The organism is Rhabdochromatium marinum (assembly GCF_016583795.1).
GTDB lineage: Bacteria > Pseudomonadota > Gammaproteobacteria > Chromatiales > Chromatiaceae > Rhabdochromatium > Rhabdochromatium marinum.
Genome location: NZ_NRRS01000080.1, coordinates 1 through 15905 on the forward strand (window position 1 = coordinate 1; position 15905 = coordinate 15905).

Below are 15905 nucleotides of genomic sequence, written 5' to 3' on the forward strand. Positions count from 1 at the left end.
ATACGGGGATCTTCAAGGCTGGCAAAATGCTCGATCATGCTGGCGGACACTCAAGGCTCCTCAAGGCGATTGGCTAACAGGGGGCCGCAACATCATGTCAGATCTAGCGTTAATACGCGCTCGCCCTGCATGCGCGCTGAGCATGCATACAATATCCGCCTGCCTTTTGCTACACTGGAAACAATCAATCAGCCGGTTTTACCAAAACTTTCTTCACTGCCAATACTCCAGACATTGTGCTGTTATCATGAGCCATTTGTCAGCATCAACCCAGCCTCCCCTCTTGCCCGGGAATGTCGACCGTATGGCCGAACAAGTGGCCGAGGCCAATCAGGATCCGGACAGCCACCATTGGATCTGGCCGGAAGAAACGCCGGATGAATCACGCAGCGCCATGGTGCTCTTTGATTGCGACGGCTTTGTGCTGGGATGGAACCGCGAAGCCTGGTTGATGCTCGACTATTCGGCTGCGGAGACGGTTGGCCGCCCCCTGTCTCAAGTCCTGGGCCTGGACGAAGGCGATCCAGCGGTCGTGGAGGGAATTGCAGACTTTCTCGCCAGCCGCATGACCCATCGCCAGGCCGGGCTGCCACGCATGATTGCAGCCAAGCATCGCAACGGTCGGAAAATCGCTTTGCAACTGGCACTTGCAACGGTGCCCGGTTCCCAGCTGATCGGACTGGCGGTGTTGAAGTCACGCGAAACCCGGTCGCTGTCGCGCTCACCTAACAGCATAGACTGGACTCGCAAGCTGTTCGATGCAACCCCGGCCCTGATTCTGGTGCGCAATGCGGCGGGGGAGGTGCGCAATATCAACGCGACCGGCTGCCAGCTGATCAAACTCAAACGCGAGCTGATTCTCGGCAGCCAATGGATCGACACCTTCATCCCTGAGGGCGAACGCGCTGCGGAGCGTAATCTGTTTCATAGCCTGTTGCTGAACGAGCATCATCAACCCGTTGAGCGACGCGGATTGCTGCACACGCGAACCATTGATCGCGCCATGCTTTGGCGCCATAACGCACTGCGCAACGATCAGGGTTTAATCTGCGCCGTGGTGACCATCGGCGTCGAGCTTGAGGTTCCTTATGAACTCCCAACCCCGAGCCCCGTCGAACGCTCACTCGCCACTCTGATTCAAAACAGCTTTGTCGGCATGCTGGTGCTCGACGAGCAGGGGCAGATTCTGTTCACCAACACCGCCGCACAGCGCCAGCTCAACCAAAGTGCCGAAGCTCTGCAGGACGCTCCCTTTGGCATTCCCGCCATTGATCATCGCACAGAACTGTCCATTCTGCGCCGCGATGGTGGTATTGGCACGGCGGAGGTCAATATCAGCCACTCCGAATGGAATGGCCAGCCGGCGTTTCTGGTCTCCCTCTATGACGTGACCGAACACAAGGAAACCGCGCAACACATGCAGCAGCTGGCCATGCATGATCCACTCACTAACATCCCCAACCGCCGCGCGCTGCTGCACCATCTGCACGTGGGGATTCAAAATGCGGCGAATGAACACCAGCGATTGGCACTGGCCTTTCTTGATCTCGATGACTTCAAGTCCGTCAATGACCAATTCAGCCACGCCATCGGCGATCAACTGCTCTGCGCCTGCGCAACGCGCTTAAAGCAAGCCCTGCGCGGCTCCGACAAGGTATTCCGCCTCGGTGGAGATGAATTCATTGTGATGATCGAAGGCCTGCTTGACCCCGAGGATGTCAAGCCAGTCCTGAAGAAAATCCGCGCAACCACCCAGCAGCCGCTCTATGTTGCTGAGCAGGCGTTTGAACTGCGTTTCAGTGCCGGGCTGGCGCTCTACCCCGACGATGCCGACTATGGTGACCTGCTGCTGCAGATGGCCGATGAATCCATGTACCTGGCCAAGGCCCACAAGGAGCAGAGTACCTTCCGCTGCCATGGCCTGACACTGGAGTTCCTGTGCGACGAGCTAGACCGGGCCGGGCCATGATTGACCCTGTCCAGCCTTGCGGGATTCTGATTGTTGAAGACAACCCAGCCGATGCACGCCTGATCCGCGAGTCCTTGCATGATGCCAGAGGGGACGACTTTCAGCTCACCCTGGTCACCTCGCTGGAGCGTGCGCGCAACGCCCTGCTCGCCGACAGCTTCGATGCCATTTTGCTCGACCTGGAACTGCCCGACAGTCAGGGCGAAACCACCCTGACCGATGTGCTGACCCTGGCCGGGCGAGCCCCGATCATTGTCATCACCGGCGCGCCCGCGACCGACCTCGGCGAACGCCTGATCGCCCTTGGTGCCGAGGACTATTTGTCCAAAAACGAGGCCCATGATAATGGCGAGCTGCTAAAACGCGCCTTGCGCTATGCCATCGAGCGCTCGCGACTGCGCCGCCGCGCCGAAATGGCCGAGGCGGTCGTGCGCCGCGAGCGCGAGCGCCGCGACATAGAGCAGATCGGACTGAACACTCCCGGCTCCAGCGAGGTGGCGCGCCTGTATGATGCCGCGCCCCTGCGCGAAAGCGATGCGTCGCTTTTCAACACCATTGTGGAAGACTACATTAGCCTAGTCACGCGCGAGGCCTCAAGCCAAGTTTACAAGACCGCGCAACGCGATCGAGCCGGCCACATCAAGGCACTGGCTAAACAACTGGGTTTTCTTGGCAGCGGGCCGCGTGATGTCATCGCCATCCATACTGAAGCGCTGCGCGCCATCGCCGAACGCGTCCCAGCCTCCGACGAGCGTTTAATCTCACTCGAAAGTCGTCTGGTTGTTCTGGAACTGATGGGCTACCTAGTCAGCTTCTACCGTCGCTACTATTGGAATTCGCCCGCACACGACTCATGATGGCCGCTTGCGACCTTCACCTTCACACCGCCACGCCTATGGATAATGGATACGCACAGACGATGAGCAAATATCACCTGAAGCTCTATGTGACCGGGCGCACGCCACAGAGCAATCGTGCCGTCAAAAATCTGCGCGCCCTATGCGCCACTGAGCTTAAAGACCGGGCCGAGGTCGATATCATCGATGTCGCCGAGGATCCGTTCGCCGCCGAAAGCGCGCACATCATCGCCACCCCCACGTTGATCAAGACCCTGCCCCCACCCTTGCGGCGCATTGTCGGCGATCTGTCCAACGTCAACCGGGTGCTGCTGGGACTGGATATCCTGCCCGAAGACCTGCTCAAACACGCTGAAAGCGCTGCGAACCTGACCGGCCCAACGGGGGGGGCCATGTCATGAGTGATCCATTTATCGAATACGACAAGATCCAGAAAACCTCCACAGGTATCCAGGGACTGGATGGCATTGCGTTAGGTGGCCTGCCCTCCGGGCGCACCACCCTGGTTGCTGGCACCGCCGGCACCGGCAAGACGGTGTTTGCCGCGCAGTTCCTCGCCGAGGGCGTGCGCCAATTCCAGGAACCAGGCGTCTTTGTCACCTTCGAGGAAAGCGCCGCCGACATTCGCCGCAATGTCGCCTCGCTGGGTTGGGGAATCGCCACCTGGGAAGCCAGCGATCAATGGTGCTTTATCGACGCCTCGCCGCAACCGGGCGAAGAGATTCTGATCACTGGCTCCTTCGACCTCGGCGCCCTGCTGGTGCGCATTGAGGCTTCGGTCAAACGCATCGGTGCCAAGCGCGTCGCCATCGACTCGCTGGGAGCAGTGTTTGCGCGCTTTGACAGCGATCTGATCATCCGCAATGAGCTGTTTCGCCTCTCCACCGCCTTGAAGCGCCTTGGTGTAACCACGGTGATGACAGCCGAGCGCACCAGCGAATACGGCGCCATCAGCCGTGACAGTGTCGAGGAATTCGTCACTGACAATGTCATTGTGCTGCGCAATGTACTCGAAGAAGAAAAGCGCCGCCGCACTGTCGAGATTCTGAAATTCCGCGGCACCATGCACGGCAAGGGCGAATTCCCCTTCACCATGATGCCGGAAACCGGCATCGTGGTCCTACCGCTGACCGAGATCGAACTCGACCAGCGCTCATCCTACAAACGTATCACCTCCGGCATCGCCGAACTCGACACCATGTGTGGCGGCGGTTTCTTCCGCGATTCCGTCATTCTGGTCTCCGGTGCCACCGGCTGCGGCAAGACGCTCACCTCCACCGAATTCATTGCCGGTGGCGTGGCGGCTGGCGAACGCTGTCTGCTGATGGCGTTTGAGGAAAGCCGCGATCAGCTTAGCCGCAACGCCTCAGGCTGGGGCAAGGACTTCGATCAGTTCGAGCAGGATGGCAAGCTGCGCGTGGTGGCACGTTATCCGGAATCCGGCGGTCTGGAAGATCATCTGATCCGCATCAAAAGCGAGATCATGGAGTTCCGCCCCAACCGCGTCGCCGTCGACAGCCTCTCGGCGCTGGAGCGGGTCAGCACCATCAAGGGCTTTCGCGAGTTTGTCATCGGCCTGACCTCCTTTATCAAGGCCCAGGAGATCGCCGGGCTGTTTACCGCCACCACCAGCAGCCTGCTTGGTGGTGACTCGGTGACTGAAACCCACATCTCCACCATCACCGACTCTATTATTTTACTGCGTTATGTGGAAATGTTCGGCGAAATGCAGCGCGGCATTACGGTGCTGAAAATGCGCGGCTCCGCCCACGACAAGGATATCCGCGCCTTTAATATCGACAGCTGCGGCATGCACATCGGTCCCGCCTTCCGCAACGTCACCGGCATCCTCGCCGGCCAACCCCGGCATGTGCCCACGGCAGAAATCGAGCGGCTCGATCAACTCTTTCAGCAAGGCACTGGCTAAGAACAGCAATTGAGGATTTATTCCGGTGGCGGTGGCAACTGCTCGACATGGCGCAAATCCAAGCCGAGCAGCACCTGTTCGCGGTCGGAGAGGTCGCCAATGACCCGACGCAGGGGTGGTGGCAGTGCGCGAATTAAAGTGGGAGTGGCGATGATGCGCTCGGCTTCGGCGGCTTGAGGATTCTCGCAGACATCAATCACCTCAAGCTGATACAGATCAGCGAGTTCGCCCTCGCACAGATGGCGCAGATTGCTAACGGCCCGATCGCTGTTGGCGCTATGTCCCGTTACAAAAAGCCTGAGTCGGTATTTATTCATGTTATCCCGCCTCGGTGCCGCGATTGTTTGAGTTCACCGGCATCGACATGCGTATGCTGAGAGCCTAAATGCGTCACACCTTGACTCGCCGCGCGATCAGCGTTCTGTGCATCACTGATGGCCTTGACGTGCTGCACAGACTCGAACGCGCCTTGCGGGAGGCGAGTTTCGATCCTGACATGCGTCAGATTACCACCGAATCCGCGTTCAGCGCAGCCTTGGAACATTCGTGGCAGACTGTGATCTGTACCACACATGGCCCCAAGTTTGATGCACTGAGCGCGCTGCAGCGGCTGCGCCACGGTCCGGAGCATTGCGCCGACCTTCCCTTCCTGATGTTGGTCGCGCCCGGTATGGAAACGTTGGGCCTGCAGGCCATGGACAGCGGCGCCAATGATTACCTGACCTGGGATGCGCTGGTACGACTGGGTCCCGCGCTGCGGCGCGAACTGCAACAGGCGAACCTCCGCCGCCAGGCGCGTGCCACGGCTGCGCACCACCAGGCCCTGCAAGCGACCAGCTTCCAGGCCATCCTCTATGCCGACGCCGCCGGACAGATCACCACCTTCAACCAGGGTGCCGAGGCAACCTTTGGCTACCGTGCCGAAGAAATGCTTGGCCAACCCCTGACGCGCCTGCTGCCCCAAGACATCCTAACTAACATCGAGGCCTTGCCGGACAGCACGGCTGGAAAGCAGCAACCACGCAGCTGGCTCAGCTATGGCATCTACCGCGACGGCAACCAGTTTCCGCTTGATGTCAGTGCTGCGCGTCTGCGACTCGACGGTCAGGCCCATTACATCCTGACCTTGCACGATCGCTCCAACATCCTGGTCACGGAAACCGCCTTATGGGAAAGCGAGCGGCGTTTTCAGCGCCTAACGGCACACATTAAGGATTTTGCGATCTTTATGCTCGATTTACAGGGTCGCATCATGACCTGGAATAGCGGTGCACAGGCCTTGCTCGGCTATCCCTCGGCAGAGGTGCTGGGACGGAGGTTTTCCATCTTCTACACGCCCGAGGATCATGCCAACGACCGGCCCAAACAACTGCTCAAGCAAGCGATTGCCGAGGGCCGCGCCGAGTATGAAGGTTGGCGGCAGCGCCGTGACGGTAGTTACTTTTATGCACGTGGGATCTTATCCGCCGTTTGTAGCACGACCGGTGAGCCTATTGGCCTGGTAAAGATTGAGCAGGATCTGAGCGAACGCAAGGCCATTGAAAATCAGCTCAAAGCACATAACCTGACCCTCGAAGCGCGCGTGCACGCGCGCACCCGCGAGCTTGAGACCGCCAAACAGACTGCAGAACAGCTGGCACGGGCAAAAAGCGAATTTCTCGCCAACATGAGCCATGAGATCCGCACCCCCATGCATGTGGTGTTGGGTCTTACCCATGTGCTGAGTACCATGACGCTGCCCGGCGCAGCGGCAGAGAAGGTGAACAAAATCCACGCCGCCAGCCAATCCCTGCTGTCCCTGCTCGACGACATTCTGGATTTTTCCAAAATCGAGGCCGGCAAGATCAGCCTCGAATGCGTGCCGATAGACCTCGCCCAGATGCTCGATCACCTGGCGGTGATTATGGCTACGGCGGCTGCGGGTAAAGCGCTGGACATCAACCTTATTCCGCCCATCTTTGCGAAAGATTGTGTGCTGATGGGCGATGCCCTGCGTCTGATGCAGGTGTTGATCAACCTGGCCAGCAACGCCATCAAGTTCACCACCGAGGGGCTGATCGAGGTGCGCATCACCCCGGTGGAGCATCACCCCGACGCCCTGACGCTGCACTTTGCTGTCACTGATACCGGCATCGGCATTGATGCCAGCGCCCAGCGCCGGTTGTTCGAGCCCTTCACGCAAGCGGCGGCTGCGACTGCGCGCCACTTCGGTGGCACCGGCCTGGGGCTGACCATCAGTCGCCATCTGGTGCGGATGATGGGCGGCGAGCTTGAAGTGAGCAGCCAACCCGGTCGCGGCAGCACCTTCTCCTTCAGTTTACGCTTTGACACCCAGCCGCGCGCCGCCAAACTTGGCAACAGCCTGCTCGATTTGCAGCTACTCATTGCGGATGATTGCCCCAATGGCCGCGAAGCCTTGCAAACCATGCTGGGCTTTCTTGGCTGGTCGGCGGAGTCACTGCACAGCGGTCACGCGCTGCTGGAGCGGGTGCTTTGCGATCCAGCCCTGCACTCGCCACAGGTGGTCTTGCTGATTGCCGCGTCCATGAGCGATCTGGGCGGTATTGAGGTGGTGCGGCAGCTCCAGGCGCAACTCCCGCCCAACCAGCGCCCCATTCTGGTGCTGATCCAAACATCCGCGCAGCCAGCCACCGACCCAGCCAACGGCTGCGACGCCGGCCTGACCAAGCCCATTGGCCCGGAGCTCTTGCGCGAAACCATCATCAAAGCCTACAACGACCGCTTCGGCGGTGAGGCGCACCTGTACATCGGCAGTCAGGCCCATCCGTTACAAGGGGTGCGCATTCTTTTGGTGGATGACAGCGAGATTAACCTTGAAGTCACGCGCGACATTCTAAGCACCGAGGGGGCCATGGTGCGCATCGCGTGCGGCGGCCAAACAGCAATTAACTGGCTTGCTGCGCATCCGCACGATGTCGATCTGGTACTGATGGATATTCAGATGCCAGGTGTGAACGGTCTGGAAGCCACCCGGCGGATTCGCAAAATCCGTGGGCTTGAGCACCTGCCGATTCTGGCGCAAACCGCCGGCACCCTCAAAGAACAGCGCCAGGCTGCCCTGGCCGCCGGCATGAATGACTTGATTGCCAAGCCATTCGATATCGAGCACGTCGTTCAGCTGATCCTGGAGTATGCCCCGGCAGCCACCGAGGCGCTGTCCGCTGCGGCTGATCCTCCCACCAAGCCTAGCGCTACGCTCGTGCGACATTCCACTGCAGCAGCTTTATCAGCTTCATCTGCACCAGTCGCATCGGCATCGGACGAATCCACCGTGCTGCCCTACATCGATCTCAGCTGCGGCGTGACGCGTTTTGGTCACCGGAACAGCTACCACCATTATTTGGGGCGCTTTATGACCGACCAGCATTCCGTGCTGGAAACGCTGACAAAGGGCGCCATGTCCCCTACTGAGGCCCGCTCCATTGTGCATGGGCTGCGCGGACTGGCCGGCAACCTGGGATTGACCCGTGTAGCCGCCAGCGCGGCACGCCTAGACGACCAGCTGGCGTGTGGTGGTGCCACCGCGCAAGACCACCAACAAGTGCGCGACGATCTGTATCACACCTTGACCGCCATTCGCGAGTATCTGTCCGCACAATCCCAGGAAACAGGCACAGAAATTCTATATACTGTGCACGCCACCCCCCTCGACCAAGACCGGATGCACGCACTCTTTACCGAGGCCATCACCGGATTGCGCAACTTCAGTCCTCGCCCGGCCGAACAGGTCTTAATGCAACTGGAAGGCAGGATCGGGCAGGAGCGGCTCAGTAGAATCCACGAGATCCGCCAATCCCTGCTGGAATTTCGTTTCGAAGCCGCCATCCAAATCTTGGAGACGCTGGCCAAGGAACTCGATGTCACATTGAAGCCCTAAGCATCACACTCCAAACCTCAAAATGAACACGGAAAATGAGGTCGTGGAACTGGAAACAACCACCAAGCCACCAAGCATCTTGATCGTGGATGACGAAGCCGCCAATCTGGCCGTCATGCGCGAAGCCCTGGAAGCGGACTATTCTCTGGCCTTTGCCACCAGCGGCGCACTTGGACTGACCGCAGCGCGGCAACTCAAGCCGGACCTGATTTTGCTTGATGTACAAATGCCGGACATGGACGGACTATCCGTGTGCCACCAACTGAAATCCGATCCGGATCTAGCCGGGATTCCGGTCATTTTCGTCACCATCCTGTCAGCACTGCCGGATGAGCGCGACGGCTTTGCCGCCGGTGCGGTTGATTACATCGCCAAACCGATTTCCATCGCGATTCTGCAAGCCCGGGTTAAAACCCATCTTAATCTGGTGCAGGCACGTCGCGAGCACGCGGAAATCGAAAAGCTCAAAATCTACCGTGCCATGGCCCGCTCGACTCAGCATGTGCTCAACAATTATCTCAACAAGATGAATCTCTTCCTGATGCTCGCGGAAGAAACCGAAGGTTTTCCACACGACGAACTCCAAGTCATCAAAGACTGCTCAAACGAAGCCCAGGCACTCGTCCAACAGCTGACCGAACTCAAACGGATCGACGAGCAGAGCATTCTGCAATCCGTCGCCCCGGTCGAGCGCGCGGCTAGCTGCTTGGCAAAGTGACGATGCTAAACCAGAAGCCTTCGATGCCCTGCACCACCTTGATAAAATTGGCAAAATCAACCGGCTTGCGAATGTAGCAATTGGCGTGCAGCTGGTAACTACGCAGAATATCCTCTTCAGCCGCCGAGGTGGTCAGCACCACCACCGGGATTTGACGCAGGTGTTCGTGCGACTTCATCTCCCGCAACAGCTCACGCCCATCCATGCGCGGCAGATTCAGATCCAGTAACACCAGATCCGGCCGGGGGCGCTGCGCATGTTCACCCTCGCATTGCAGATAAGCCAGCGCCTCCAGCCCGTCCATGGCCACATGCAGATTATTCAGCGTTTTGCTGTCCTTCAATGCCTCGCGGGTTAGGCGAATATCCGCAGGATTATCCTCCACCAGCAGGATTTCAATCGGACGGGGCTGTCCCTGTGAATCAATAACCGGGGAATGTTCAGACATGGCGTGGAGACCTCAGCGATTACAGTGAGTCATTGGCGCACCAATCAGCCGCCGGTGTAGCGCCAGTCCCTGCCTTGCCCTGAGCGGCATCAACCCAGCTTTTCCAACAGCGCCGGCAACAGTCGTGACAAGGCTTGTCCGCGATGGCTAAGCGCGTTCTTGGTGCCGGGGTCCAGTTCTGCGGCGCTGCAATTCTGCCCTGGCACCCAAAACAGGGGGTCGTAGCCAAAGCCATTGTCACCGCGCGGCGCGGTCAGGATCTGGCCCTCCCAGGTGCCCTGGCAGATCAGTGGGGTTGGATCCTCGGCGTGGCGCAAATACACCAGCAGACATTGAAAGCGCGCCTGGCGATGTCCCTGGGGCACCTCGGCCATGGCTTGCAGCAGCTTGGCACAATTGGCTTGATCATCGGCCGCAGCGCCAGCATAGCGTGCTGAATGAATGCCGGGTGCACCCTTGAGCGCATCAACCTCCAGTCCGGAATCGTCCGCCAGGGCCGGCAGGTTGCTGCCAGCGGCGGCATGGCGCGCCTTGAGGATGGCATTCTCGACAAAGCTCAGGCCGGTTTCCTCAATGCTGTCAATGCCGAACTCCTGCTGCGGATACAGACGCACCGCAGCCGGCTGCAAGAGCTGTTCGATTTCACGCCGCTTGCCAGGATTATTGCTGGCCAGCACGATGGAGTGTTTCTCTGTGGTCATGGTCGGATGGCGTTCATTGAGTCTCCAGCGCGGCACGCTGAAGTCGGAAAATATCCGTCAGTCCCTGGGTGGCCAAATCCAACAGGGCATCAAACTCCGCCCGGCTGAAGGCGCGTCCTTCGGCGGTGCCCTGCACCTCAATCAGCTGCTGCTCGGCGGTCATCACCACATTCATGTCCGCCTCGGCATTGGAATCCTCGGCATAATCGAGATCCAGCACCGGGGTGCCGGCATAGAGTCCGACCGACACTGCCGCGACTTGCGCGCGCAGCGGCGAGTGCTTCAGGGCGCCGCGTTCCAGCAGTTGGCTGATGGCATCCTGCAGGGCCACCCAGGCCCCACTGATGGCAGCGGTGCGGGTGCCGCCATCGGCCTGTAAGACATCGCAATCGAGCGTGATGGTGCGCTCCCCCAGTGCGGGCAAATCCATGGCCGCGCGCAGCGAGCGACCGATCAGACGCTGAATTTCGAGCGTGCGGCCGCTCTGGCGACCGCGCGCGGCCTCGCGATCGGTGCGCTCGCTGGTGCTGCCGGGCAGCATGCTGTATTCGCCCGTCAGCCAGCCGCTGTTCTTGCCACGTAGAAAGGGCGGCACCCGCTCGGACACGCTGGCCGTGCACAGCACCCGAGTATCACCAAATTCCACCAGCACCGAACCGGCGGCATGGCGCGTGTAGTGGCGCGTGAAGCGGACCGGGCGCAGAGCATCGGGACGGCGGTCGGAAGGTCGCATGCTGGAAGAACTCCTGGGTAATCTGTCATGGGAAGTGATAGGGGCCGCTACGACCGGATCAAAGATCCTGAGTCAAAGCGGAACTGGGAGTGCCGATGCGCAGGCCGGTAGAAGCATTCAGATCACCGCCCGCCTGGAACGAGGGCAGCAAATCGCGCAGGGTTGACTTCGGCAGCGCATAATCCTGGCCTTGCAGCACGGTGAGGAACTCGCCAGCATCCTGGGGACGCTTCTCGGGTTCCAGCTCCATCGACCAGTCAACGGCCTCCAGCAGCGGGGCAGGATAGCGATCTTTCATCACCTCCGCCAGGGGAACCATGTTGTCCTGCTCCACCCGCTCGGGTGAGGGCTGCGGGGTTTTGGCCTCAATGCAGGAGCGCATCGAAGCGCCCACGGCATAGACATCCGTCCAGGGGCCGATATTGCCGCCGCTGGTGTATTGCTCGGGCGGCGAATAGCCGGCGGTAATGACCTGTCCGCCGATGCTGCGCCCGGAGGACATCACCTGCACGGCCCCAAGATCGAGCAGCAGCGGATCATGGCCATGGCGCAGATGAATGTTGCCGGGCTTGATGTCCAGATGCAGCATACTGCGCGCATGAATCAACATGAGCGCATCGAGCAGCGGCAGGAAAATGCGCAGCAGCAGCGTGGTGCTGAGCGCGCCGCCGCGCTCATGGACAAATTGCGCCAGATTGCGCCCACGCTCATGCTGCATCACCAGATAGCCAGTGCCATTGGCCAGGTACAGGCCGCGCACGGCGACAATGTTGGGATGGCGCAGCGCCGCCATGGCCTTGGCCTCCTGAAAGAACAGCCGCAGACTGCGGATCAGGCTCACGCGGCTGTTTTCGTCCACCGGCTCCAACCATTTGTTCTCCATGCGCTGCGCGATCTTCTTGGGCATGAACTCCTTAATCACGGCCTCATCGCCGGTTTCGTCATCTTTGGCCAGATAGATGAGGCTGAAACCGCCCTTGCCGATGGTGCGCACAATGCGATAGCAATCGATGAAGGTGCCAGGTTCGAGGTTGTCGCGGGTGATTGGCGCGGCCATGGCAGTCTAGCTCCGGCGTTAGGGGCGCTGGTGGATGCCCGGTTGCCCGTGCAGCTTGTGGGAACATGCGCGCACGAGCATGCTGTGGTGCATCCTGGTATATCATAGACTGTTAGCCATCGTCAGCCGGAAACGCTTTACGCGTCAACTACCCCGACCTAAAGGCCGGAGCTTGAATAAAGCTCGGTTGACCAGGGCAAGCGGTGAGAACCCGCTCCGTGCATCACAGGTCGTCAAGGCCCACTCCGGGATGCTTCCTCAGTCCCGGCCCCCTGGAAGATCAGGATCATGCTGGCGAAAGGCAAAGCGCCGAAGGTGTTGATCGCCGCCGCGAGGCGGGAGCCGGTGATGCACATGCCCGAGGGGAGCGAGCCGCAAGGCTCTGTCACCAGGCCCGTAAGGACGCTGATTTGAAGGACATTATGGCCGTGTTTGTTTTGGACAAGAAAAAGCAACCACTCATGCCCTGCTCGGAGAAGCGGGCGCGGTTGCTGTTACAGCGAGGCCGAGCTGTAGTGGTGCGGCTTCATCCGTTCACTATCCGGCTGAAAGATCGCCTCGGCGGCAAGACCCAACCGCTGCACTTGCAGCTTGATCCGGGCAGCCAAACCACCGGGATTGCCCTCGTGCGCGACAACGAGACCCTGGACCCCGACACGGGCGAGGTGCACCGTGCGGCACACGCAGTGTGGCTGGGTGAACTCACCCATCGCGGCGCTCAGATTCGTAACAGGCTGGCATCGCGCCGCGCCTGTCGTCGTCGGCGGCGCACGCAGAACCTGCGCCATCGGATTCCCAAGACCCATGCGCTCGATGCCGCCTGTGTCAGTCTACTCGATGCGCTGCATGGCTGGAATCGGCCAGCACTGGCCATCAAAGCCACAGGGCGGGGCAGCTATCAGCGCACCCGACTGAATCGCTTCGGTTTCCCGCGCGGGTATCTGATGCGTGAGAAACGCGTCGAGGGTTTCCAAACCGGGGATCAGGTCGTTGCCCAAGTGCCGAGTGGGGAAAAGGCGGGACCCCATAGCGGTCGCGTCGCCGTGCGCGCATCAGGGAGTTTTAACATCCAGACCGCGCAGGGCGTGGTGCAAGGGATCTCACACCGCTATTGTCGCGTGGTGCAACGCGCCGACGGTTATAACTATAGTCTTCAACCCACTTTAACGGAGGAAGCGAGACGGGTTGCCTAACCGCGCTGCGCGCGGTGCGCTTTCCCTTCCCGCCCTTGAAGGGCGGGATTTCTCGCGCAAGACGGATGATCAAAAGCATGACCGCCTTCGCCCGCCATCAAGCGCGCGGCGTCTGGGGCGAACTGAGTTGGGAAATCCGCTCGGTCAACCATCGGTTTCTCGAGCCACACCTGCGACTGCCCGAGGAGTTGCGCGGACTCGACCCTAGCGTGCGCGAGCGCCTGCGCGCGCATGTGCAGCGCGGCAAAATCGACTGCACCCTGCGCTGGGAATCCACCAGCGGCACCAGCCCCGAGCTGCACATCAACGCCGCCCTGCTCACCCAGGTGCTCGGTGCCGCTGATCGCATTGGCAGCCGCCTTGGCGCCTCGCAGCCGCCTGCGGTGATGGACTTACTGCGCTGGCCGGGCATGCTGGAGGAACCGGCTCCTGATCTTGACACGCTCAACGCCGCTGCGCTGACGGCGTTGGATGAAACCCTGCATGAGCTGATCGCCGCCCGCGCACGCGAAGGCGCCCGTCTGCAAAGGCTGATCGAACAGCGCTGTGAGCGCCTGGCCGAGCTGATTGCCGAGGTACGCACACGCATGCCGCAATTGCTCGATGAGATGCGCACGCGCATCAGCAGCCGTCTGGCGGAGATTCGGGGTGAACTTGATCCCACCCGCATTGAGCAGGAGATGGTTCTGCTTGCCCAGCGCTGTGATGTCGATGAAGAGATGGATCGGCTTGAGGGTCATATTGATGAAGTGCGCAAAACCCTCACCACGGCTGACCCGGTGGGACGGCGGCTGGATTTTCTGATGCAGGAACTCAACCGTGAAGCCAATACTCTGGGTTCCAAATCCGCTGATGCCCCGCTGACCCGCATTGCGGTGGAAATGAAGGTGCTGATCGAGCAAATGCGCGAACAAGTGCAAAACCTGGAATAACGGAGCCGAACCATTATGAGTCAGAGCCCCGCTCGCGATGCGGACGCCGAGTCCAATCATCTACAGAATCACCCTGATCCCGACCCAGCGCATGACCACGACCAGGGTAGCGGCACCTTGTTTGTGGTCTCGGCGCCTTCCGGCGCTGGCAAGACCAGCCTGGTACGCGCGCTGCTCGACGGACATCCCCGGCTGCGCTTATCGACCTCCTACACCACCCGGGCGCCACGCGAGGGTGAAATCGATGGTGTGCATTACCATTTCGTCAGCCGGGAAGCCTTCGAGCGCATGATCGAAGAGAACGCGTTCGTGGAATATGCCCAGGTGTTCCAAAACGCCTATGGCACCGCGCGCGAAACCCTGCGCCAGTCCCTCGACGCCGGTCAGGATCTGCTGCTTGAGATCGACTGGCAGGGCGCCCGTCAGGTTCGCGCCCATTTCCCCGAGGCGGTCTCGATCTTCATTCTGCCGCCCTCACTTCAGGAGCTGGAACGCCGCCTGCGCGAGCGCGGCCAGGACAGCGAGGAAACCATCGCCGCCCGCATGGCGGAAGCCCGCAGCGAGCTGTCGCACTTCGGGGAATATGACTATCTGATCGTCAATGATCGCTTCGAGGCCGCGCTGGCCGAACTGCGCGCCCTGGTCTGCGCCTTTGGCCTGCGCCGGCAGTCGCAACAACACAAGCTCGGCAGCGCCATCGACGCCCTGCTTGAAGGAACTGACGCCTGAGAAGCTGACGACTCCCGCAGGCTGAGCGCATTCCATGGCGTCGCTGCAGAAAAATCATGCTCGAAGGCGCAAAAATTTGCTACTTTCTAATTTAACTGACAACCCAATCGCAACAGGTTACATCATCAATGGCTCGTATTACTGTGCAAGACTGTCTTGAACACGTCGATAACCGCTTCCAACTGGTCATTGTCGCCACTAAAAGAGCGCGTCAGCTCAATGCCGGCAGCGAGCCCTTCCTGCCCTGGGCCAAAGACAAGGCGACTGTACTGGCGCTGCGCGAAATTGCCAGCGGCCATATCACCCCGGCGCAAATCGCCGAACAGGAGCGCAACACCTCGGATGACGGACAATCGCTCGAAGATGCGCTGGTCAAGGAACTGGCCGCCTCCATTACTTAACAGGGGAAGGTCAGCTACCCCGGCCTGAGGGCCGGAGCTTGAAAGAGTTCGGTTGACCAGGGAAAGCGGTATCCAACCCGCTACGTTTGTAACAGGTCGTCAAGACCCACTCCGGGATGCTTCCTCAGTTCCGGACACTGGAAGATCAGGATCATGCGGGTGAAAGGCAAAGCGCCGAAGGTTCTGATCGCTGCCGCCAGGCAGGAGCCGGTTAGACCTTCCCGAGGGGAGCGAGCCGTCAGGCTCCGTCACCAGGCCCGTAAGGGCAGGAATTGAAATGGCTGTCTTCGTCCTCGACAAACAGAAGTGTCCGCTGATGCCGTGCACGGAGAAACGCGCGTG

15 protein-coding genes are annotated in these 15905 nt (G+C 60.2%); 10 read left to right on the forward strand and 5 right to left on the reverse strand.

Annotated features, from left to right (window positions below; all coding sequences use genetic code 11):
• Positions 1-304 precede the first annotated feature (304 nt).
• The 4 genes from CKO36_RS16110 to kaiC all read left to right on the forward strand — a co-directional run bounded on the left by CKO36_RS16110 (position 305) and on the right by kaiC (position 4753).
• Positions 305-1969 carry a diguanylate cyclase domain-containing protein gene (locus tag CKO36_RS16110; RefSeq protein ID WP_200285648.1) on the forward strand — a complete coding sequence of 555 codons (1665 nt, stop codon included), beginning with the start codon at positions 305-307 and terminating at the stop codon, positions 1967-1969.
• Positions 1966-2826 (forward strand): response regulator, encoded by an 861-nt coding sequence (locus CKO36_RS16115; protein WP_200285650.1) that lies wholly within the window; start codon positions 1966-1968, stop codon positions 2824-2826. The genes CKO36_RS16110 and CKO36_RS16115 overlap by 4 nt, the downstream gene beginning before the upstream one ends.
• Before the next feature lie 62 nt (positions 2827-2888).
• Complete coding sequence (locus tag CKO36_RS16120; RefSeq protein ID WP_242469672.1) at positions 2889-3227, forward strand: circadian clock KaiB family protein; 339 nt, start codon at positions 2889-2891, stop codon at positions 3225-3227.
• On the forward strand, positions 3224-4753 hold the full coding sequence (gene kaiC / locus CKO36_RS16125) for a circadian clock protein KaiC (RefSeq protein WP_200285654.1): 1530 nt from the start codon (positions 3224-3226) through the stop codon (positions 4751-4753). The genes CKO36_RS16120 and kaiC overlap by 4 nt, the downstream gene beginning before the upstream one ends.
• 17 nt (positions 4754-4770) lie before the next feature.
• On the opposite strand, the gene CKO36_RS16130 is transcribed toward kaiC, so the two are convergent.
• A complete protein-coding gene (locus tag CKO36_RS16130; RefSeq protein WP_200285656.1) occupies positions 4771-5070 on the reverse strand; it encodes a circadian clock KaiB family protein in 300 nt (99 codons plus the stop codon).
• 68 nt (positions 5071-5138) lie between these two features.
• Between CKO36_RS16130 and CKO36_RS16135 the strand changes: the two genes are divergently transcribed.
• Together CKO36_RS16135 and CKO36_RS16140 are read left to right on the forward strand one after the other, a co-directional pair.
• Entirely contained in the window at positions 5139-8651 is a 3513-nt protein-coding gene (locus CKO36_RS16135; RefSeq protein ID WP_200285658.1) for a response regulator, read from the forward strand.
• A gap of 22 nt (positions 8652-8673) precedes the next feature.
• Positions 8674-9369, forward strand: coding sequence for a response regulator (locus CKO36_RS16140; protein WP_200285660.1), 696 nt, complete (start codon positions 8674-8676; stop codon positions 9367-9369).
• On the opposite strand, the gene CKO36_RS16145 is transcribed toward CKO36_RS16140, so the two are convergent.
• The 4 genes from CKO36_RS16145 to CKO36_RS16160 form a co-directional block, all read right to left on the reverse strand.
• Positions 9350-9817: a response regulator gene (locus CKO36_RS16145; RefSeq protein WP_200285662.1), complete on the reverse strand. Its 468-nt coding sequence runs from the start codon at positions 9815-9817 to the stop codon at positions 9350-9352. The genes CKO36_RS16140 and CKO36_RS16145 overlap by 20 nt on opposite strands.
• 89 nt (positions 9818-9906) lie before the next feature.
• Positions 9907-10518: an RdgB/HAM1 family non-canonical purine NTP pyrophosphatase gene (gene rdgB / locus CKO36_RS16150; protein ID WP_200285664.1), complete on the reverse strand. Its 612-nt coding sequence runs from the start codon at positions 10516-10518 to the stop codon at positions 9907-9909.
• Between the two features lie 13 nt (positions 10519-10531).
• Positions 10532-11251, reverse strand: a complete 720-nt coding sequence (gene rph / locus CKO36_RS16155; RefSeq protein ID WP_200285666.1) for a ribonuclease PH — start codon at positions 11249-11251, stop codon at positions 10532-10534.
• Positions 11252-11309: 58 nt separating this feature from the next.
• Positions 11310-12308, reverse strand: a complete 999-nt coding sequence (locus CKO36_RS16160; protein ID WP_200285668.1) for a serine/threonine protein kinase — start codon at positions 12306-12308, stop codon at positions 11310-11312.
• A gap of 422 nt (positions 12309-12730) precedes the next feature.
• Between CKO36_RS16160 and CKO36_RS16165 the strand changes: the two genes are divergently transcribed.
• From CKO36_RS16165 to rpoZ, 4 genes are all read left to right on the forward strand, one after another.
• Positions 12731-13501, forward strand: a complete 771-nt coding sequence (locus CKO36_RS16165) for an RRXRR domain-containing protein (protein WP_200285670.1) — start codon at positions 12731-12733, stop codon at positions 13499-13501.
• Between the two features lie 65 nt (positions 13502-13566).
• Positions 13567-14433, forward strand: a complete 867-nt coding sequence (locus CKO36_RS16170; protein ID WP_200285672.1) for a YicC/YloC family endoribonuclease — start codon at positions 13567-13569, stop codon at positions 14431-14433.
• A gap of 15 nt (positions 14434-14448) precedes the next feature.
• Positions 14449-15162 carry a guanylate kinase gene (gene gmk, locus CKO36_RS16175; RefSeq protein ID WP_200285674.1) on the forward strand — a complete coding sequence of 238 codons (714 nt, stop codon included), beginning with the start codon at positions 14449-14451 and terminating at the stop codon, positions 15160-15162.
• Positions 15163-15290: 128 nt separating this feature from the next.
• Complete coding sequence (gene rpoZ, locus CKO36_RS16180) at positions 15291-15563, forward strand: DNA-directed RNA polymerase subunit omega (RefSeq protein ID WP_200285676.1); 273 nt, start codon at positions 15291-15293, stop codon at positions 15561-15563.
• Positions 15564-15905 lie beyond the last annotated feature (342 nt).

What these genes read in the sequence shown, in the direction of transcription:
- CKO36_RS16110 (WP_200285648.1), top strand. Translation starts at nt 305, where the DNA reads ATGGCCGAACAAGTGGCCGAGGCCAATCAGGATCCGGACAGCCACCAT.
- CKO36_RS16115 (WP_200285650.1), top strand. Translation starts at nt 1,966, where the DNA reads ATGATTGACCCTGTCCAGCCTTGCGGGATTCTGATTGTTGAAGACAAC.
- CKO36_RS16120 (WP_242469672.1), top strand. Translation starts at nt 2,889, where the DNA reads ATGAGCAAATATCACCTGAAGCTCTATGTGACCGGGCGCACGCCACAG.
- kaiC (WP_200285654.1), top strand. Translation starts at nt 3,224, where the DNA reads ATGAGTGATCCATTTATCGAATACGACAAGATCCAGAAAACCTCCACA.
- CKO36_RS16130 (WP_200285656.1), bottom strand. Translation starts at nt 5,070, where the DNA reads ATGAATAAATACCGACTCAGGCTTTTTGTAACGGGACATAGCGCCAAC.
- CKO36_RS16135 (WP_200285658.1), top strand. Translation starts at nt 5,139, where the DNA reads ATGCGTCACACCTTGACTCGCCGCGCGATCAGCGTTCTGTGCATCACT.
- CKO36_RS16140 (WP_200285660.1), top strand. Translation starts at nt 8,674, where the DNA reads ATGAACACGGAAAATGAGGTCGTGGAACTGGAAACAACCACCAAGCCA.
- CKO36_RS16145 (WP_200285662.1), bottom strand. Translation starts at nt 9,817, where the DNA reads ATGTCTGAACATTCCCCGGTTATTGATTCACAGGGACAGCCCCGTCCG.
- rdgB (WP_200285664.1), bottom strand. Translation starts at nt 10,518, where the DNA reads ATGACCACAGAGAAACACTCCATCGTGCTGGCCAGCAATAATCCTGGC.
- rph (WP_200285666.1), bottom strand. Translation starts at nt 11,251, where the DNA reads ATGCGACCTTCCGACCGCCGTCCCGATGCTCTGCGCCCGGTCCGCTTC.
- CKO36_RS16160 (WP_200285668.1), bottom strand. Translation starts at nt 12,308, where the DNA reads ATGGCCGCGCCAATCACCCGCGACAACCTCGAACCTGGCACCTTCATC.
- CKO36_RS16165 (WP_200285670.1), top strand. Translation starts at nt 12,731, where the DNA reads ATGGCCGTGTTTGTTTTGGACAAGAAAAAGCAACCACTCATGCCCTGC.
- CKO36_RS16170 (WP_200285672.1), top strand. Translation starts at nt 13,567, where the DNA reads ATGATCAAAAGCATGACCGCCTTCGCCCGCCATCAAGCGCGCGGCGTC.
- gmk (WP_200285674.1), top strand. Translation starts at nt 14,449, where the DNA reads ATGAGTCAGAGCCCCGCTCGCGATGCGGACGCCGAGTCCAATCATCTA.
- rpoZ (WP_200285676.1), top strand. Translation starts at nt 15,291, where the DNA reads ATGGCTCGTATTACTGTGCAAGACTGTCTTGAACACGTCGATAACCGC.